This window comes from Amycolatopsis coloradensis (assembly GCF_001953865.1).
GTDB lineage: Bacteria > Actinomycetota > Actinomycetes > Mycobacteriales > Pseudonocardiaceae > Amycolatopsis > Amycolatopsis coloradensis.
The window spans coordinates 69,989-87,790 of record NZ_MQUQ01000003.1 but is presented as its reverse complement, the minus strand read 5'-3'; the positions used below and the strand labels follow the sequence as shown (position 1 = coordinate 87,790).

Sequence of the window (17,802 nt, the reverse complement as noted above, 5' to 3'; positions counted from 1 at the left end):
TACTCGGATGAGGTGGGTTTCCGCGGGACGCGGCAGGTTTGGCGTGGTGCGGAGTGTCGACCCGTCCTCGGCCGTGGCCGGGGCGCCAACCTCGCGGTCAGGTCTCTGGTGGAGGTCTAGGCATGGTGATGGCATTCGGGGCAGAGCTGAGCGTGCGACGGGATGGGTGCGTCGACGAGGCCGACGCGTACGCATCGGGTCATGACGGCGGTGTACTCGCCGGACCAGGTCGGCAGGGGCTTCTCATCGATTTTGTGCACGAGATGCGGCGACGTGAGGCCGGCGCATGGCTGGCCTGGTACGGCTTCCGCTAGATGTGGCATGCCACCTGGTACGGGTGGCATGTCTTGGTTGAACGGTGGCCAGGTCGCCGGAGCCACATCAAGAACGGATTCACGTGGCCTGGCAGGCGGTGGGCGCAGCGGGTGCACGGTCGCCAGCCGGGGTGTTCCAGCTCGCGCCGGATGGCGGCTCGCGGCCACTGCGGTGCCGGATCCTGTTTGCTTTCTGCGCCCGGGGGGGACGGATCTGCACTCCATCGGCGACCAAGAGGGCACGGACAGTCCGGACGGTCAGCCGATAGCTGCCCGCGAGGTCTCGCAGGGAGGCGCCCGCCTGGTAGCGGACGGTTAGCCCCAGTGGGGGAAGTCGCTTGCGCGGTTGTCGTGTGGTGGCGGCGCTGGCGGTCCGGCTGCCCATTACCGATCGTGGGTGGTAGGGACACGCGCGGCGGCGACATGAACGAAGGGATCGTGCGGGCGGCCCGGGACAGCGTCGGAGTTCGTTGCCCAGCTGCGCCGGACGAGCCTCTTAGCCGCGCTGGGTACCTCGATGTGAGGGAAGTCCGGTGTCGGCCACCGTAGGCCGGTGGCTGGTGGTGTTCTGGGGGTGTCGTTCATGGGTTTTGGTGTCCCGGAAGGTGAATGTCGCGCCGGGCCCTGGTGGTACCGCGCCGACGGGTGGAAGGGCGCGGCACCCTCAGGCTTAGGGTTAGGTGGCGTTGCCGGTGCGAGCGACGTGGTAGATCCAGTTCCGGAGGTCCGGAGCGCTGGTGAAGACGTCGGGCTCGACGCCGCAGAACTTGGGGTCGGCGGATCGGCTGGCGATCCCGACGAGCTGAGGAACGCCGTCGATGGTGGCCAGGGCGGGCGTGCCGGAATCTCCGTAACAGCTGCCGTCGGTTCCGCTGGGGTTGTTGGTGCAGACTTCGCCGGCGGCGATGAACGCCTCGGCGCAGCGCGACGGTGCGATGACCCGGGTCTCGAGTTGCTGCAGGCGCCTGGGCAGGCCGGTGCGAGTGCTGTCGGGCTCGGTCACGCCCCAGCCGAAGATCTTGGCGTCAGTGCCGGGCTGGGCGGCGATGCGCGCGATCTGCACGGTCGGCTCCTGAACCAAGTGGTCGAGCTTGAGCATGGCGACGTCGTACACCTTGCTCTTCGGCGCGCCGTCTCCCCATTTCCAGCCGGGGTGAACCACGATCTTGGTCACGGTCGCGGTCTCTCCGCCGGAGAGCCGGTCGAGGCTGCCGGTTCGGACTTGGAACGCCTTGTCCGCGGTTGGGATCGGCGCCGGGTCAGCGTTGAATCGTCCGAGCATCGACGACCTGGCTGCCGGACCCGCAGGCGGATCGGTGACGCAGTGGGCGGCGGTGACCACCCAGCCGCGGAACACCAGGGCGGCGCCACAGGTGTGGTAGTCGATGTACTGCTCGCCATGTGCGGGTGCGTCGTACTGCAGCGAGGTGATCCCCGGCAGCGCGGTCGCGGCTGGGTGACCGCCGATGATCATCGTGTCGACCGGCGGCGGTGGCGGGTCGGCGACGGCCGTCGCCGCGGGGGCGGTCAGCGCGGCGGCGATGCTCACTGTCACGGCTGCTGCGAACGACAAGGTCTTTCTGTTCACGGAGTTGTCTTTCCCGTCTGAGAAAAGTGGGTTGAACTGTCTACAAAGGAGTCACCAACTACGGAGCGCGGGCGGCCCGCGTCCGGGGTGAGCGACTAGTGCTGGCGGAAGGCTCACCTAGCCGTCCGCCTTGCCGCGCATGGAGACACAACGCAGCGTGGAAGACGCAGACGGTGCCATCGGGGCCCGCCGGTATTGGACGTCGGATTGCTGTCGCTGCCGCACGGGCCGAAGACCACACAGGTGGCGATCTCTTCCGGGTCGAGGATGCGTGCCTGGTGCTCCAGCTGATCAAGCACAGAGGGAAAGACACCGCTGTGCACGCCGATCACGACCTGTGTACTGCGATGCTGGCCGCAGCCGATCACCGTGCCACACGAGAAAAAGCTGGCGATCCAGTACGTGCCGTCGTGGGCGAGCTCGCATTCGAGCTCGCTCAGGTTGGCATCCAGTGGGGTGAGGCGCCGGTTGTCGGTGTCGAGCGCGCCTTGGAGACTCGCGGAGTAGTAGAGGTTGGCGCTGGTGTCCGAGCTGCGGTCGAGGATCGTCCAGTCGCGCCAACGGAAGAAGGTAAGCAACGGATCCACGGTCCCGTCGTCGGACTCCGGTTGTTCGTGTCGGCCGCTCCTGCCGATGCGTCGGAAGTGAGTGCGGACAGCCGCACAGAGCTGGAACATGTCGCTAAGGTCCTTTCCCTGCAGGGGAGGCTCGGCGGCTGACTCGCCAAGTCGGCGACAGGTGCTGGGTTTGGTCGCCTACCTGAGTGCGTGCGGGCCTGAATCGGAGGTAGTGGTATCCGTGTCGTCCGACGTACCAGGAGCGGCGGCTCGGCGCCGGTCCGGTCGAGACCGAGGGCTTGGTCTTTGTCGCGCATGCGGCGTGAGAACGCGGGGCAGCCGCAGCGTCGGCTGGTCGCGATTCGTGGTAGCGGGTTGGACGTCGCGGTCGTGCACGGGCCAGGCCGGGCAGGGTTGCTGGCGCTCGGTCGTCACGCGGGCGGTGATACTCGCAACCGAGTCCGGGCGGGCCCGCCAACGCCGACGCCGTTGGCGAGCGCGGGCTCGCACGGCGAGCATCGCGCCAGCCAGCAGCAGGACGGTCCCGAGGCCGACGGGCAGGATCGGATTCATCGCCAGTCCGGCTGCTATGGGTCATCAGCTCGTCCGGTTGTCGGGTACGTGCTGTTCGAGACCCTTCCCGGGGCGGTCTGCGAGGTGCCAGGGCCAAAGTGTTCGGCGATCCACCCGGTATTCGCGGCGTTGCCCCCGTGGGCTTCCAGTAAGAGACGAGGGTCTTGAGGCAACGTTCTTCCTCACAGGAAGTCGTGGTTCAGAAGGTCCCGCACCCGTGTGCGTTGGGCCTCGAACTCGTCGGCTCGGGCGATGCGGCGCTGCCACAGCACGCTGAGCCAGCGGAGTGCGACGGTGCGCTGGGCGGCGAGGAACCGCCGGCGGCTGTCCTCGTCATGGACGCGCAGGTCTGGCAGCAAGGAGATCCACCGGGCGTCGTCGATGGCACGGGCGCTGGGATGCTCGATGATGTCCGCGGCGTCGTAGGCGGCTTCGCTGTAGCCGGCGAACTCCCAGCCGACTACTCGGACTGTGGTTCCGTCCCAGAGCCAATTCGACAAGTTGGAGTCGCCTCGGGAGAAAGTCCTTGGTGCCGGATCGAGGAGTGTCGCGGCGGCACCGCACTCACTCCATGCGTCCAGGAGCAGGCGCATGTCGTAGGTGTGCGGATCGTCGGCGTGATCGTCGAGTTGGCCGGACCACGTGCCCATGAGCCGATGCACGATGTCCTTCGCCGCACCGACTCGTGGGGTGTCTGCGAACGGCCCGACCGGGACTCTGCGCACCTCGGAGAGAACGCTAACTATGGAGCGCAGCGCGCTGACCGGTTCGTCGAGTTCGGGAACCGCCTGACCGGGCAGCATCGTCGTGGCGACCGCCGGGAGTTCCGGGTTGGGGTCATGCCACAGCGGCTGTGGTGCCGCCGTGATCCCTGAGTCAGCGAGATGGAGCAGAGCCCGATACTCACGGATGGCGCGATCACGGTTGCCGGAGGCGTACAGCTTGAGGCAGATCTCACCGTCGGGGCCGTCCCAGGCGAAGGTCCGGTTCTTGTGGCCTCCGGCCAATCGGCGAAGCCGGAGGCCTGGCAGGTCGTCGTCCAGCATGCTCGGACTGTGCCGCCGGAAGATGCGCAGCTCCGCGAGTAGCGCGGAGGGTAGTGACGTGGCTTGTAACAAAAGGATTACCTCGGTGTTCTCGACAATGGGCCGGGAGGACCACTGCCTCGTGTTGTGTTCCGTTGTGGGCGTCTCTACGTGATGGCAGGGCTGGAATTTGGCGTGTCGCCGCTGGAGGTGGGGCCGCTGCCGTCCGGCGGCGCGTCGGCGACACTGCCGCGGCTGGTTTGGTCGCGGCTGGGCCAGAACCGGGTGACCCACAGGAGTTGCAGGAGGGGCATGAGGTCATCGCGTAGTCCTGGGCTGGTTGCGATGGTGCAACGGGAACCCGCGGAATGGGGGCTGGTGTCGGAGTCGAGAACGAGGGCTCCGGCCTCACAGGCGATCACGGCTCCGGCTGCGGTGTCCCAGGTGCGGTTGCCGAGCAGGACGCAGGCGTCGAGGGTTCCGTCGGCCACCCAGACCAAGTCGAGCACGGAGGAGCCAAACCGGCGAAGTCCCTGTGCGCGTGCGGTGATGGCGTGGTCCAGGGAGGCGCACAGGACGTCACGCAAGCCCGTGTCATTGCCGCTGCCATAGTCACTGAACCCGATCAGGGCTTTGTCGAGCCGGTCGGCGCTAGAGGCGGTGATCGGTTCGTCGTCACGGAAGGCTCCCTGGCCTTCGGTCGCGGAGTATCGGTGCCCGAGGAACGGCAGGGCGGTGACTCCGAGCACTGGTTGCTCGTGGTGGACGAGGCCGAGTGCGATCGCGCAGAGTGGGTTGCCGTGCTGGTGGTTGATCGTGCCGTCGATGGGATCGAGGACCCAGTAGGTGTCTCGGTTTCCGATCGCGCCTGTCTCCTCGCCGAGAAACCCGACCTCGGTAGCGTCTCCGCTGGTCAAGCGTTGACGTATGAGTTGTTCGACGGTGTCGTCGACATCGGACACAGGGTCGCGGTCGCCCTTGTAGCGGATCTGGCGTGGCGGATGGCGAAGGACATACTCCACCGCGAGATCCATCGCGGCGTGGGCCGCGGCGAGTGCGGAAGTACGGTCAGGTCGCTGCGGGCCGGCAGACAGACTGCTGGGTTGGCTCACCGCAGCCACCCGGCGTCGGGCGAAGGCAGGGGGTGACGCGCGGTGTCGCACTCGAAGTCCCGACCACTGAGCCCGGACGTGGTGATATCAGCGGCCACGACTGTTCTCCCACAACAGAGTGTGAAGCCGGGTAGACAGGTGCCACCGGCGCGCCAGCACCGGATCGGCCAGCAGCCGCATCCGCGCCAGGACCGTGGAACTGTCCGTGCCCTCCGGCATGATCCAGACCGGATGAAGGCCGTAGGTGCCGACCAGCTCCTGGACCTCGTCCAAGTCGTCGACCTGCTGGACGACGAACTTCCACACGGCCTTCCCCGAGCCGGCGAGGTCGCGCAGCACCGCGGGGCGGATGCGTTGACGGCGACGCAGCCCCGAATGGGCCAGCTTCGGCGAGACGTTGAACCGTGTCACCGCCGAGATGAGCACGTCCGTAGGCGCGATGGTGCCGGAAGTCTCGATCTCGACATCGGTGGCGAGCTCGCGCTCCCGGATCGCGCACAGCAGCCGCTCCAGGGCACGCGGCTGCAGCAGCGGTTCGCCGCCCGTGATCACCAGAAGATCGGCCGGAGTGGAGGCAAGCCAGGACAGGATGTCCTCGATCGAGAGAATCCGCTGCTCGGCGGCGAGGTCATGCCGGGCTGGGTCATGGGTTTGCGGGGTATCGCACCAGGTACACGACAGGTGACAGCCGAACAGGCGGATGAAGTGCGCGTAACGACCGGTACTTGGCCCCTCACCTTGAAAGGTCGGGCCGAAGGCTTCGTTGACCACGAGATCGCGGTCCACATCGGACACAACGGGTGGCTTCACGGCGCGTCCGCCGGGCCGTAGGTCGCGGTGTTGAGATGCGTTTCACGGACGAACACCCGGCCGACACGGGCTTCGGGAGCGCACGGCAGCGCGATGAGCACGGACTGGCTCACTCGTCGCAGCAACACCGCGACCGCTTCGACGGTCGGCCAAGGCAAATCAGCGGCCAGCAGTTCCGCATCGTCGACCGTCTCACAGCTATGTGCGCCGAAGCGGAAGACCTTGGACCCCGCGGTGTAAAGGTGCACAGCGAGCGGATCTCGGACGCCGAGCATGGTGCCATGATCGAGGTGGGTGTCGATCCACTGCCGGACTCCGGTTTTGAGGACGCCGAACTCCACGACAGTTCCGTCGCCACTCAAGGCAGGAGCGAACACCGACACCGTGACCCGCCAGGAATGCCCATGCAGGCTGGCGCACTTGCCTTCCAAGTGCGGTAAACGGTGCGCGGTTTCGAAGGTGTGCTCGATACAGATCTGGTGACTAGCCGGCGCGGAATCGGCCACTGCAGGGTTCGCCGGGTGGGTGGTGGTCTGTCCGATTATCTCCGTGTCGTACATCGCGAATGCCGAAATCCTTTCACCGTGAACGCGGGCCGCGCGCGTCTCTCCAGACGGGAAATGGGTGTGGTCTGCGGCGGAAGGCCGAGGGGCAGGAGATGCCTTCCGCCGCACACCACGGCTCAGTCAACGCCGGGTGATCAGCATGATCCAGAGCGTGAGTACATCGTTGATGAGGCGTGCACGAGACGTCGTCCGCCCTGGCCAGGGAATGGGCGTGACGCCATAGGGCCAGCCAAGGGCACGGGGTTCACCGGGGCGGGCGCGAAAGGCGGTCCAGTGGGTGAAATCGGTCAGCTGTAGCAGCGGGAACAGCCGGCCACTGCGCTCCCACCACGACATCCGGTGCGGTGGAACTGGTGCATATACGCGGCGGCGATGCGGTGCCACCTCCCTGACCTGCGCGGATGCTTCTCGAAGGTGGTGGTCCGAATGGATGTAGCTTGTCGAGCAGGTGATCGGCCTGACCCGCAGCCGGTTATCGTTGCAGGCGACCGACAAGGCAAGGTGACGATCATGGGTATCCAGCGAACGGCCCTTGCGGCTCGGCGCGAGGCCCTTGGATTCACCCAGGAAACCTTCGCCCGGCAGCTCAAGGTGGAACTCTCGACGGTCGGGCGCTGGGAGCGCGGAACACTGACGCCGCATCCCTGGAGGCGTACTCGCATAGCGAAGTTGCTTCAGGTATCTCTCAACGAACTAGATGTCCTCCTCAACCCGGCACAGGCAAGCCTGTCGCCAGGCAGCCCTCGGCGACGCGGCGCGAGGTCATAGCGGACGCGGCCCTGATTACCAGCGGGATCACCGTCGACCATGTGCTCGGCGCCCGTAGCGAGGAACCGCTGCGGCATCGGATGGACCACACGAGGGTGTCGGCACGAGTTGCAGATCTCCATCGGAAATATCAGGCCGCCCGTTATACCGATGTCGCCCAGCGATTGCCATCGGTCAGTGAGGCTGCCGACACTCTGGTAGTCAACGGACCGGCGCCGAGACGGCGGGAAGCACTCGGCCTCCAGTGCAGCGTGGCGATCCTGTCCGCCAAGCTGGCTACGAAAAGAGGCGACGGTGAGACGGGCTTAGCCGCAGCTGAGCTGGCGCGTGTGGCGGCAGAGAAGGCTGAGGACACTTTCGGTCTCGCCGCGGCGGCGTATCAACGAGCTTGTGCTCTGCTGCGCACGAGCAGCATGAAAGATTCTGAGAAGATAAAGGACGCCGAAGAGTTAGCGGTCTCAGCCGCCACCGCCCTGCGAGGTCAGGACCCACAGAGCGTGACTTGGCGAGGCGCATTGGCCCTAATTGGTTCAGTCATTGCCGCGCGCCGCGCCGACGATGCCGAAGCGAGTGAACGGCTCGAACACGCTGATGAACTCGCGCAATTGCTCGGCGTTAACGGCAACATCGGGTGGACCGCGTTCGGTCCGTCGAACGTGCTGATCCATCGCACGTCAGTGGCGGTCACCCTGAACGACCCACGTCGCGCGCTCGCGACGGCAGAGCAACTGGACATCACCGCACTACCGGCTGGTCTGAACGGCCGCCAGGCTCAGTTCCACTTGGACAGCGCGTGGGCGCACACGCAGCTCGCAGAGGACCCACAGGCAGTGATCCACATGCTAGAGACCGAGCGGGTGGCTCCCGAACTGGTCCGAACCAACCCAAACGCACGATCGCTGATCGCGGATCTGCTGGCCCGTGAGCGCCGCCAACAGGTGCCAGCTCTACGTGGTCTCGCATTGCGAGCCGGGGTCGCGGTGTGAGCCCAGAACCGCGTTGTCTTTACCTGGTGACCTCGGCTGCGCCGCCAGTGCTTCGGCTCGAGCAATTCATCTCCCGGCTGTCCACCGACGGCTGGACCGTGTGCGTGATCGCGACACCGACAGCCGCCTCCTGGATCGACCTCGACGATCTGGCGGCGGCCACGGGATGCGTGACGCGGGTAGCCCCGTCAGCGGGAAAAGTCACTTCCGCGAGCCGACGCTGTTCTAGTCGCGCCACTGACCTTCAACTCGATGAACAAATGGGCAGCGGGTATCAGCGATACGTTCGCGTTGGGTGTGCTCAACGAGATGCTCGGCGCCGAAGCCCCCATCGTCGCCGCTCCGTGTGTCAAGCACGTCCTTCGCCGGCATCCCGCGTACGCGGACAGCGTCGCTCGACTCACGAAGGCCGGTGTGAAGCTGCTCGACCCGGACACGATCACCACCCACGCCGAGGACGGCCTGGCCACCTTCGACTGGTCGTACGTCATCTCCGCCCTTCGCAGCACCTTCAAGTCCGATGTGGATAGATGACTGGGTATCTCGTAGCGACATAGGACGCCCTTTTCACAGTGCACAACGTTGCTCGCCGCCCATCGTGTACCGATGGGCCGCCATCGTCGAGAACCCATTCTTGACTGCGAGCGGCAATGGCCCGTGTGTCAACGATGTGGTGTGTCTGATTGGGTTTGTTCGTCTGGTGCGACCGCGTTTGTCGGTGACAACCGACCGCACCCGATTTCTGGCTCGTGCGGTGGGCACATTCCTGCCTTTCCGCGATCATTGCCATCCCTTGGCTGGGGCCAGGTGGCTTCGTTACCAATCGGTGGGCCACCAGCAGCAGGTGTTTACCGCGAGAACATGTTCCAATCCTTCTTGTGGACCGAGCGTGGCGACGACAATCGAACGTCCGGACATGTCGATGAGCGGATGTGAGTCGGTCCTGGCGGCCTGGGTTGGTTCGCGCGGTGCGTAACGGTGCGGGTGGTGGATGCGACTGTGTGCGTTAGCAGATGAGGGAGGGGTCGTGGTGGCTGGTCAGGTCGTGCCAATACGTTTCGGTGGGGTTGAGGTACTGGTGGCTACGGTGCCGGGGACGGAGCCGACGTCGAGGCTGGGCGATGGCGGCGCGAAGGCTTTGGATGCGTTTGGTCGAGCGCACGAGGTGATCGTGGGAACGGCGGCGTCGACCGTTGAGTTTGTGGGGCAAGCTGGGTGATGAGGCGGCGCGCCAGGCCAAGCTGGAGGTCGAGTTCGGGCCGGGGTTTCGGCCAAGGGCAAAGTGATTGTCGCGGGCAGGTCGGTGGATGCGACGTTGAAAAGTGAAGCTGACCTACGAACCTCAGGCCGCAGAGTAACCGCAATACTAGGTCGTCGTATCGCGGATCGCGGTGAACGACTGTGACGAGTCCCAGGGGCGGCGGGCACCCATCGCGTCAGTGGCTCGCGTTCCGGCATCGAACTGACATCAATCGGCAAGGCTGGGTAACTCTCCCGCAGGCGCCCGCGATGAGAGGACTGCGGGTTTGCGGCGATGCTCGAAAAGGACAGAAAGAGGGCGAACCATGGAACGTCGACGCCTTTTCGTCGCGCTTGGAGCGGCATTGACAGGCGCCGGTCTCGGCGTTGCGATCAATCTCGCCACGGAGTTGAAAGGAAACGCTCTAGCCTGGGTTGCCGTAGCAATCCTGACGGCCACCAGCGCCGCCATTGGGTATACGGCGGACAAAAAAGTGCAGCGCAAGCGAGCCGGAAGCGGGAAGTCACCAAGTGGTGGCCCCGGCAGCACCAGCCTGAGCAGCCAGGACAACCGTGGAACGATCATTCAGAACTCCGGGTCCAGCATCGACTCGCTTCACGTCAACTCCGATTCCCGAACGACCATGTGGCTTTCGTTGAGCCTCACGGTTGTCTGCTTGACCATCGCGGCGCTGGTCGTTGTTCCGCTGGTGACAAACACTGGGAGCGCCGTACCAACGACACCACCCACATCGGACAGCGTGAAACCGGCACCGAAGGACGCGGTTTCGCTGACGGTCCAATCCGTGGCGACCCAGTGCACCTGGTACGGCACTACGAAACCAGTCGCCCAGGTTGGTGCTCCACCACGGCAGGATGACATGAACGCGGACTACGCCGCATGGGCGCAGGACAATGACGTGGCCGAAATCGACTGGAGCAAGGTGCTCGTCACGGTCAAGAGCACCTCCGAGAAACCCGTTTCGATCACGGGCATCGACTTCCTTGTCAGCGAACGGAAACCGGCGATCAAAGGGGTCACGCTTGGGCTTGGCTGCGGAAGTGAGACCACGGCTCGCTTCGCGGTCGTCGATCTGGACCAGAATCCGCCGCAGATCACCGAGTCCACGTCGAAGGAAATGATGTGGGGAGACGAGAACTGGCGGACGAGCCCACTCCGGTTCCCCTACACCGTGTCCGACAAAGAAACCGAGTCGCTGCTGCTGATCGCCAAGACCGATGCCTGCGAATGCCGCTGGAAAGCGCGCCTGCGGTGGTCCAACGGTGAGACGGCCGGGGTAAGCGTCATTGACTACAAGGGAAAGCCGTTCCACACCTCCGGATCGGCCGGGCTGCAGGACAGTTACATCTACAACGACACGGCCAAACAGTGGGACAAACTGTGAGTCCGTACTCCATTGGTCGGGTCGAAGCTATGGGTTCCCCTGCCGCGTACAGGTCACCCACGACTCGGAGTCGTCGAGATCGATCAAGCTCGGACCTGCCGACTGGCCGGGTCGACATAGAGCGCGACGTAGTCTCCGGCGACGGTGATCGTCGGCCGTTCGTCCTCGTTCGTTGTCGGCTCGAAGATGGCTGCAGGCCCCGTTTACCAGCTGTTGCAGTAGCACCACGTCGCCGGCCGGTAGAACCAGCAACGGCAGGTGATCCACCGAGAACGCGTTCCAGATTCGCCGTGCGGACCGATCACGGCAATGGCAGCCGAACGTCCGCTATTGCCGATGAGCGGACGATCTGCGCGACGAAGGGATTGTCTGATCCTTCACGTGCCGCGACAATCACGGGATGTGGGGGAAGCGGATGTGGGTGGTGGTGCTGCTCGCGCTGGCTTCGGTGGCGTGTGGTGGTCCGACTCGGGAGGACTACAAGGCCGCAGCGACGAGCGCCGCTGCTATGGCTGACCGCGATCTGCACGATCGCTGGGTCGCGGATCGATTCGTCGAACTGGCAAGAGCCACCTCTTGGGCAGAATGGGGCCCGGCGGCGACTCGCATAACCTGCGAGGTCGATCGCGCTTCGTTCTTCGGTCAGGCCGATCCACGCACTGTGAGTTGTGTTTCGAGCTGGGTGCGGCAGGCGGGCTTCGACGGCGAGCTGTCCGACCGGATCCGGGCCTTCGACCAGATCGTCAGGGCACACGAGTGGGCCGGAGGTGCAGGCTCAATCGCGCAGCCCATCGACTACTACCGCCAGTTCCGCGGTCGCCCGGATGGCCCGAACCGGGTCTACGACGCGAGCAACCTTCCCGGCGTCGGCTACTCCCGGCAGATGGGCGGCACCACCGACATGGGACTCGCCGAGTCCTGGACCGAAGCGGGACAGCCGGTACTGGACCACCCTGAGCCGTCGTCCGATCTTTTCGCCCACGCCAGCGGCCCGAACCAACATGCCCTGATCACCGAGCAGTTGACCCGCCATCGCTATGTCATGACCTTGACCGTGAGCACAAGGCAGACATATCCGACGCCGTGAGTGAGCACCGTCGCCGGATTCGCCAGCCAGCAGTGCGTCACGCTCCTATCGGCACCTTCGTGTGCTCACGAACGTTCTGTCATGCCGATGGGCGGACATCCGGCGCCACCGTCGGCCGATTCCGTAACGACCGCACGATGGCGGTTTTAGGTCGATTGCGCCCCGTCGAGGTTCGAGCGGATGGCCCTGGTTGTGGGGTGGTCGGGTCCCAGCACCCGCTCGCTGTCGGCGAGAGCGGCCTCATACAGCGGGATCGCTCGTCCCACATCACCCGCCGCCTGGTAGGCGCCCGCCAGGTTGTTCCGCGAAGTCAGCGTGTTCGGGTGGTCGGGTCCCAGCACCCGCTCGCTGTCGGCGAGAGTGTGCCCAGGATCAACCGAGGCTTCGGTGTTCCCGGCGGCGTCACGGTAGGCCTGTTCGGCTTCAGCGTCCCGCCCAGGCTGGTTGGCCAACAGCGCCGTTAGATTTTTCTGGGCCCTGGCATCGCCTGCGGCGGCGGCGTCACGGAAGATCTGTTCGGCTTCAGCCTCCCGCCCAGGCTGCTTAGCCAACAAATTCCCCAAGTTGTTCAGAGCCCTGTGGCTGCCCGCGGCGGCGGCGTCACGGAAGGCCTGCTCGGCTTCAGCCTCCCGCCCAGGCTGCCTGCTCAGCAACGCCCCAAGATTTTTCAGCGCCTTGGCATCGCCTCCGGCGGCAACAGCACGGAGGGCCTGCTCGGCTTCAGCCTCACGCCCCGGCTGATTAGCCAACAAGTTTCCCAAGTTGAACAAGGCCTTGGTATTGCCTGCGGCGGCGTCACGGTAGGCCTGCGCGGCTTCAGTTTCACGCCCGGGCGGTTTAGCCAACAAGTTTCCCAAGTTGAACAAGGCCTTGGTATTGCCTGCGGCGGCGTCACGATAGGCCTGCTTGGCTTCAGCCTCACGCCCAGGTTGCCTGCTCAGCAGCGCCCCCAGATTTTTCAGCGCCTTGGCGTCACCTGCGGCGGCGGCGTCACGATAGGCCTGCTCGGCTTCAGCCTCACGCCCCAGCTGATTAGCCAACAAGTTCCCCAAGTTGAATAAGGCGTGGGTGTTGCCTGCGGCGGCATCACGATAGGCCTGCTCGGCTTCAGCCTCACGCCCCGGCTGACTAGCCAACAACACACCTAAGTTGTATAGGGCGTGGGTGTTGCCCGCGGCGGCGGCATCACGATAGGCCTGCTCGGCTTCAGCCTCACGCCCCGGCTGGTCGCTGGGCGAGTAGGCCGGGTACTCAGCCGTCTCGACCCGGTCCTGGGTGACTGCTTCTTCAAAGGCACGACGTCCCGCGCCGTATTGTGTGCCGAGGTTGCTCAACGCCTTGTTGCCTGTCGGGGCAAGGGACTCCTTCGGGATCATGCCCAGCAGGCGGAGCGTCTCCGTGGTCGCTGCAGCGAAGGGCCGCAGTTCTGCGGGGAGTGCTTCCTGGCCGTCCGGTGTATGGGCCAACGCCAGCATCGATGGAGTCACGTCGGGGTGGGTGGCGATAAACGAACTCAGCGCTTGATTGGCAGTCCACACGTCGTTAGCGGTGACGTGGTCGAGGGAATAGTTGCGCGCGGCTGAGCGGTACGTCAACACCGGGTTGGCAGCGAGGGGATCGTCGATGGTGGCGAGACCGCTGGTCAATAGTTCGGCCAGATCGGCAGGTTCTGCCTCGGGAACAGCTTTGGCCTGCAGCAGCCGCAGCAGGGCGAGACTGAAACGTTCGAACGGAGCGGACATTAAGGCGAGACGGGCGGCCGGCGCGGCCGCCGTGCGCAAGAATGCCTCTGCGGCGGGACCGGGGGTAGTGGGCGCCAGGGGCGGTGCGACCCGGTGGGCGGGCACGAGCACGGCGTCACAGCCCTCGGGGTCGGTGCGGACGATGCTCCGGGCCCAACGATCCAGTGCAGCGGGGGTCAGTGTGAGCGCGGGCACCGGCAGCCAGGAGTCGTCAGTCAGACGAGCGCGAAGCGGCACCTTGAAACGCAACGACGACGTAGGACCGGGAGGACCAACGGCCATGGCGCGAACGGTCGGCAGGTTGATTCCCGAGTGCGCCCAGAAACGGACGGGCAGCGGATTAATGAGGGCAGCCGGGGTGGCACGGGCCCACGCCGCGACCAACTCCCAGAGTGCCGGTCCGCGCCAGGCAGTACTCGCGAAATCCGAAACCACCAGGATGAGGCGGCGGGCTTGCGGAACTCGAGCCATGGCGACAGCGTCTGCGAGCACAGCGGAACGGCCAAGGTGATCTTTCACGGCAGCGTCGGTCAGGGACCAGCGGTGCACAGCGCGGAAGAACCCCGTGAGAGAGAGCACGCGAACGAAATCAGTGATCGTATCGTGCCAAACGGCCATCGTCGGGGCGTCGTCGACGACCACCACAACGTCGAACCAACGCTCGGGCGCCGTGCGCAGGACCGGGACGAGCACGCGGTGCTCGGCGAATCGGTCAACGGTCGCGTCGATGTCGAGCAGGGTCGCGGTGCTCTGCCGCCACGGGCGGGTGAATGGGCGCAGCGCTCGTGCGATCGCGTCGGCCTGCGGCAGCGGCGGCGGCACTGGCGCTCGCACTGGCGTGCCACGCACCGGTGTGCCGGATACACGCCGTTCGGAAAGAGGCGTCGCGGCCGTCTCCGTCCCAGTGGCCGTCGACTGCAACTGCGGCTGCGTCGTGCTGCTGCGATCGCGCGGTTGACGCGATGGGAGATCTTGGCCCTTCCGCTGTGGCTCCGGCTCATTGACCGGTTCGGGCGTGTCCTGGGCCGGCGATGAGGTGGCCGCAGCCAGCCACAGGGCGTCCGCAAGTGTCCGAGCGTCTACGTTCACCGCCGCAGCGACAGCGCTGGCGATCCGCTCGAGGTTGTCAGGCACGCGAGAGCTGCCGCAGCAGGAGATCGGCAAGGCGCTTCCGCTCCCCGAGATCGGGAGCGTGATCCCCGCTGAGGACCAGAACCGCATTGAGGAGCTGATCGATCGCGAGCAGTTCGCCGCCCGATACCCGCGAGGCGAAGGTCTCGATCAGGTCCGCTGCGCCGTCGGCTGAGTCGCCGAGGTGGGCTCGCACGATGCGAGTCAGCTCGGCGGGGGTCGGTGCAGGCATAGTGAAGCGGACACAGCGGCGCAGAAAGGCAGGGGGAAAGTCGCGTTCGCCGTTGCTCGTCATCACAATGAACGGGAAGTCGCTACACCGGACGACGCCATCAGAGATGTCGTGGGTGTCTCTGCTCTCCCAGCCCCGCACCGCGATCAGACTGGCGTGGTAGCGGGTGAGTTCGGGTATCTCGAACTCACCGCGCTCCAGCACGTCCAGCAGGTCGCTCGGCAGATCCAGTTCGCTCTTGTCGATCTCATCGATGAGCAGTGCACGCGGCCGGTCCGTCGGTAGCAGGGCTGTGCCGAGCGGCCCGAGTTGCAGGAACGAGCCTATATCGTCGGCGGCGTCGCCAGTGTTCTGCGCGTGGATGCGGGCCAGAGCGTCGTAACGGTAGAGCGCGTCGCGCATGGTGCTGCGGGAGGTGACATGCCAGCGCAGCACGCCACCCAGCTTCAGCTCCTGCGCGACTTGGTCGACCACGGTCGACTTGCCGAATCCCGCGGGGCCGGTGATTAGCATGGGCCGACGTAAGTGCAGTGCGGCGTTCACAGCCTCGATGAGGCCGGCTGGCGGCTGGAACTGCGCATGTTGCGGCTTCCGCGGGAACATGCGCCATGGCGGTGGCTCGGCGATGGTCACGTCACGTGCCACACCGTCGCCACGGTAGTACGGCGTCCAGGTCACGGTTTCTCCTCGAGTGGGCCGAAGTTGCGGGTCTCGAACCAGTGGCAGAACTCCAGCCACTGCTCGTCGTGCCATACCGTGCGCAGACACGACTCAGGGTCGGTGGTGCCGTCGCTCAGCCGGTGTCGGTAGGCGAGGAGCAGGCCGTCTGGCCAGGTGTGCCAGTGCTGGTCGGCCGTGGCGGAAAGTGGGGCGCCCCGACTGTCCTGTCGAGGCCAGAGGAGCACCGGAGAGTGCGGCAACAGCAGGTCGAGCACGTCGGGCAGGTCATCCGGCACATGGTTGACACCGATCGCGCCGCCGAACCCGCCGGTCTTCAGCCGCCGTTTCAGCGTGCCCGGATCGGCGAGTTCGGCGGCGGTAATCCAGTCGACCGGGGTGCGCTCGGCGGCCGCCATCCGCACGAGGATCGTGCGGGCGGCATGGTTGATGTCGCCGTACGCAGGAGACGGCCCCAGCCGCCCGCTCCACCTCGGCGTCACCAGATGGTGCACCCCGAGTAGATAAGCGCCGATGTCAGCCTCCTCCGGGTACCAAGACGCGAGCAAGTGCGCTGGTGCTACCACGTCGATGTGTTCGAGCGTCTCCACGCCGGTCAGCCTGCCGTGTGCCCATCGGATCACCGCGCCGATCGCCGCTTCAACCCCGGGGCGGTCGGGTCGCTCGCACGTCTCCCGGTGGTAGTCCGGCAGCTGCTGCCCCTGCCGTAGCCATGCTTCGACCTGCTCTGGCCAGCCGGTGAGCGCGTTGGCAAGGCTCACGACCAGCCGCGTGTTTGCGACTTGGCGGGCTGCGGCTAGCACGGCGAACGCGTCGTTGAGTTCGGTTGTCATCTGCCGGTCTGCAGCCCAAGCGCGTAGCCCGGGATCGGCCTCCCCATTGCTGGTGACAATCGCAAGCGCAGCGACGAACCGGACGACTGCTTCCAGCCTGTGGCCCCGGATCCTGGTTTGCCGCAATGCGGCGCGCTCTAAGAGGTCACGTAGCAATGCTGTGCCGGACAGAGTGCGGTTCGGCTCGATTTTCGAGAGGCGTGCGGCGGTGCGCAGGCTCTCGGTCGTTAGACTCGACCCCGAGATGTCGGTTAACACAGCCGCGGTGTGCACGCAGTCGAGAATCGTCCTAACCTGCCGCAAGACCATCTGCTCGGCGGGTGTAGAGGCGCCTGCCAGATACTCGGCGAGCTCGTTGAGCGCTGACTCGCTCCAGCGTTCGGGGAATGCGTAGTCCGGCCGCCACACAGACACGGTCGTTCGCAGCTGCTCCTGTCCGGTCGGACCGACGACGTCGGTCACTGTCTCGGCTTGGTGGGCGGTGTTGCGCGCGAGCCACAATTCACCCATCGCGTATGGGTTGGCGTCGTAGTTAAGGCTGCCGACGGCCTGGCCGACGATCCTGTCGCGCAGCCGTGTGACCAGGTCGTGATCTAGGTGCAGCCGGGGTCCTACGCCCGCGATTCCGTCGCGGAGCACGACGTTGAGCGAGGTAGTTAGCTGCATGCCGTACGCGGGCTGGTCCGCTGTCGATGCGAACAGCACAGCCACCTGGGTACGGCCACCACCTGCGCCACCCGTGATGCGATGCACGTCCGGCACACCGCCCGCAGCGTGGCAAGTGTCGATCAACAGAATGATTCCGGCGACCCCCGGTTCGCCTGCGGCTTCGGTGACCAGCCTGGCAACGTCCACTCCACTGGCCGGGCTAGCGACGCGGCTGTCGGCGGCCATGTAGTAGAGGTGGCTGTCCTGGTCGGTGGTGAACCCGTGGCCGAGGAACGCGAGCACGAGCACCGCCCTGCGCTTCCCGGCCGTCTCGATCGCGGTGCGCACCGCCTGTTCGATCTCCGCTTTCGTGCCAGGACGCGCGTCGTTCGGGGCGCAGGCACCGATTGCCGGGTTGGCGAGTCGCGTGCGCAGGTCGTCGGCGGCCGAGTCGAGAGACGACAGATGGCCGGCAGTCTCGTTCTGCGCGGCCACCACCAGGCAGAC

At 65.8% G+C, this 17,802-nt stretch carries 15 protein-coding genes; 5 read left to right on the top strand and 10 right to left on the bottom strand.

Annotation, left to right across the window (positions count from 1 at the left end):
• Window positions 1-990: 990 nt before the first annotated feature.
• From BS329_RS03990 to BS329_RS44365, 7 genes are all read right to left on the bottom strand, one after another.
• Window positions 991-1,869 (bottom strand): S1 family peptidase, encoded by an 879-nt coding sequence (locus tag BS329_RS03990; protein ID WP_244197026.1) that lies wholly within the window; start codon window positions 1,867-1,869, stop codon window positions 991-993.
• Window positions 1,870-2,015: 146 nt separating this feature from the next.
• Complete coding sequence (locus BS329_RS03985; RefSeq protein ID WP_076155781.1) at window positions 2,016-2,579, bottom strand: hypothetical protein; 564 nt, start codon at window positions 2,577-2,579, stop codon at window positions 2,016-2,018.
• Window positions 2,580-3,214: 635 nt separating this feature from the next.
• On the bottom strand, window positions 3,215-4,078 hold the full coding sequence (locus BS329_RS03980; protein WP_076155779.1) for an aminoglycoside phosphotransferase family protein: 864 nt from the start codon (window positions 4,076-4,078) through the stop codon (window positions 3,215-3,217).
• A 146-nt stretch (window positions 4,079-4,224) separates the two neighbouring features.
• On the bottom strand, window positions 4,225-5,169 hold the full coding sequence (locus BS329_RS03975; RefSeq protein ID WP_244197025.1) for an inositol monophosphatase family protein: 945 nt from the start codon (window positions 5,167-5,169) through the stop codon (window positions 4,225-4,227).
• Window positions 5,170-5,256: 87 nt separating this feature from the next.
• Entirely contained in the window at window positions 5,257-5,979 is a 723-nt protein-coding gene (locus BS329_RS03970; RefSeq protein ID WP_076155778.1) for a 7-carboxy-7-deazaguanine synthase QueE, read from the bottom strand.
• Window positions 5,976-6,539, bottom strand: coding sequence for a 6-pyruvoyl trahydropterin synthase family protein (locus BS329_RS03965; RefSeq protein WP_084749373.1), 564 nt, complete (start codon window positions 6,537-6,539; stop codon window positions 5,976-5,978). The genes BS329_RS03970 and BS329_RS03965 overlap by 4 nt, the downstream gene beginning before the upstream one ends.
• A 126-nt stretch (window positions 6,540-6,665) precedes the next feature.
• Entirely contained in the window at window positions 6,666-7,187 is a 522-nt protein-coding gene (locus tag BS329_RS44365) for a hypothetical protein (protein ID WP_244197054.1), read from the bottom strand.
• On the opposite strand from BS329_RS44365, the gene BS329_RS03960 reads away from it, so the two are divergent.
• The 5 genes from BS329_RS03960 (at window position 7,137) to BS329_RS03935 (ending at window position 12,031) form a co-directional block, all read left to right on the top strand.
• Window positions 7,137-7,313, top strand: a complete 177-nt coding sequence (locus BS329_RS03960; protein WP_244197047.1) for a helix-turn-helix domain-containing protein — start codon at window positions 7,137-7,139, stop codon at window positions 7,311-7,313. The genes BS329_RS44365 and BS329_RS03960 overlap by 51 nt on opposite strands.
• A 41-nt stretch (window positions 7,314-7,354) precedes the next feature.
• Window positions 7,355-8,299 (top strand): XRE family transcriptional regulator, encoded by a 945-nt coding sequence (locus BS329_RS03955; RefSeq protein WP_143252839.1) that lies wholly within the window; start codon window positions 7,355-7,357, stop codon window positions 8,297-8,299.
• Window positions 8,300-8,551: 252 nt separating this feature from the next.
• On the top strand, window positions 8,552-8,833 hold the full coding sequence (locus tag BS329_RS44360) for a flavoprotein (RefSeq protein ID WP_244197024.1): 282 nt from the start codon (window positions 8,552-8,554) through the stop codon (window positions 8,831-8,833).
• 1,031 nt (window positions 8,834-9,864) lie between these two features.
• On the top strand, window positions 9,865-10,944 hold the full coding sequence (locus tag BS329_RS42345) for a hypothetical protein (RefSeq protein WP_143252838.1): 1,080 nt from the start codon (window positions 9,865-9,867) through the stop codon (window positions 10,942-10,944).
• 421 nt (window positions 10,945-11,365) lie between these two features.
• Entirely contained in the window at window positions 11,366-12,031 is a 666-nt protein-coding gene (locus tag BS329_RS03935; protein WP_143252837.1) for a hypothetical protein, read from the top strand.
• 146 nt (window positions 12,032-12,177) lie between these two features.
• Here BS329_RS03935 and BS329_RS03930 read toward each other — a convergent pair whose 3' ends face one another.
• From BS329_RS03930 to BS329_RS03920, 3 genes are read right to left on the bottom strand one after another with little or no spacing between them, the layout of a single operon-like run.
• A complete protein-coding gene (locus tag BS329_RS03930; protein WP_084749371.1) occupies window positions 12,178-14,994 on the bottom strand; it encodes an SAV_2336 N-terminal domain-related protein in 2,817 nt (938 codons plus the stop codon).
• Window positions 14,900-15,814 carry an AAA family ATPase gene (locus BS329_RS03925; protein ID WP_076155765.1) on the bottom strand — a complete coding sequence of 305 codons (915 nt, stop codon included), beginning with the start codon at window positions 15,812-15,814 and terminating at the stop codon, window positions 14,900-14,902. The genes BS329_RS03930 and BS329_RS03925 overlap by 95 nt, the downstream gene beginning before the upstream one ends.
• Window positions 15,811-17,790 carry a vWA-MoxR associated conflict system protein gene (locus BS329_RS03920; protein ID WP_143252836.1) on the bottom strand — a complete coding sequence of 660 codons (1,980 nt, stop codon included), beginning with the start codon at window positions 17,788-17,790 and terminating at the stop codon, window positions 15,811-15,813. The genes BS329_RS03925 and BS329_RS03920 overlap by 4 nt, the downstream gene beginning before the upstream one ends.
• Window positions 17,791-17,802 lie beyond the last annotated feature (12 nt).

What these genes read in the sequence shown, in the direction of transcription:
- BS329_RS03985 (WP_076155781.1), bottom strand. Translation starts at nt 2,579, where the DNA reads ATGTTCCAGCTCTGTGCGGCTGTCCGCACTCACTTCCGACGCATCGGC.
- BS329_RS03980 (WP_076155779.1), bottom strand. Translation starts at nt 4,078, where the DNA reads ATGCTGGACGACGACCTGCCAGGCCTCCGGCTTCGCCGATTGGCCGGA.
- BS329_RS03965 (WP_084749373.1), bottom strand. Translation starts at nt 6,539, where the DNA reads ATGTACGACACGGAGATAATCGGACAGACCACCACCCACCCGGCGAAC.
- BS329_RS44365 (WP_244197054.1), bottom strand. Translation starts at nt 7,187, where the DNA reads ATGCGGCGTCAGTGTTCCGCGCTCCCAGCGCCCGACCGTCGAGAGTTC.
- BS329_RS44360 (WP_244197024.1), top strand. Translation starts at nt 8,552, where the DNA reads ATGAACAAATGGGCAGCGGGTATCAGCGATACGTTCGCGTTGGGTGTG.
- BS329_RS42345 (WP_143252838.1), top strand. Translation starts at nt 9,865, where the DNA reads ATGGAACGTCGACGCCTTTTCGTCGCGCTTGGAGCGGCATTGACAGGC.
- BS329_RS03930 (WP_084749371.1), bottom strand. Translation starts at nt 14,994, where the DNA reads ATGCGGTTCTGGTCCTCAGCGGGGATCACGCTCCCGATCTCGGGGAGC.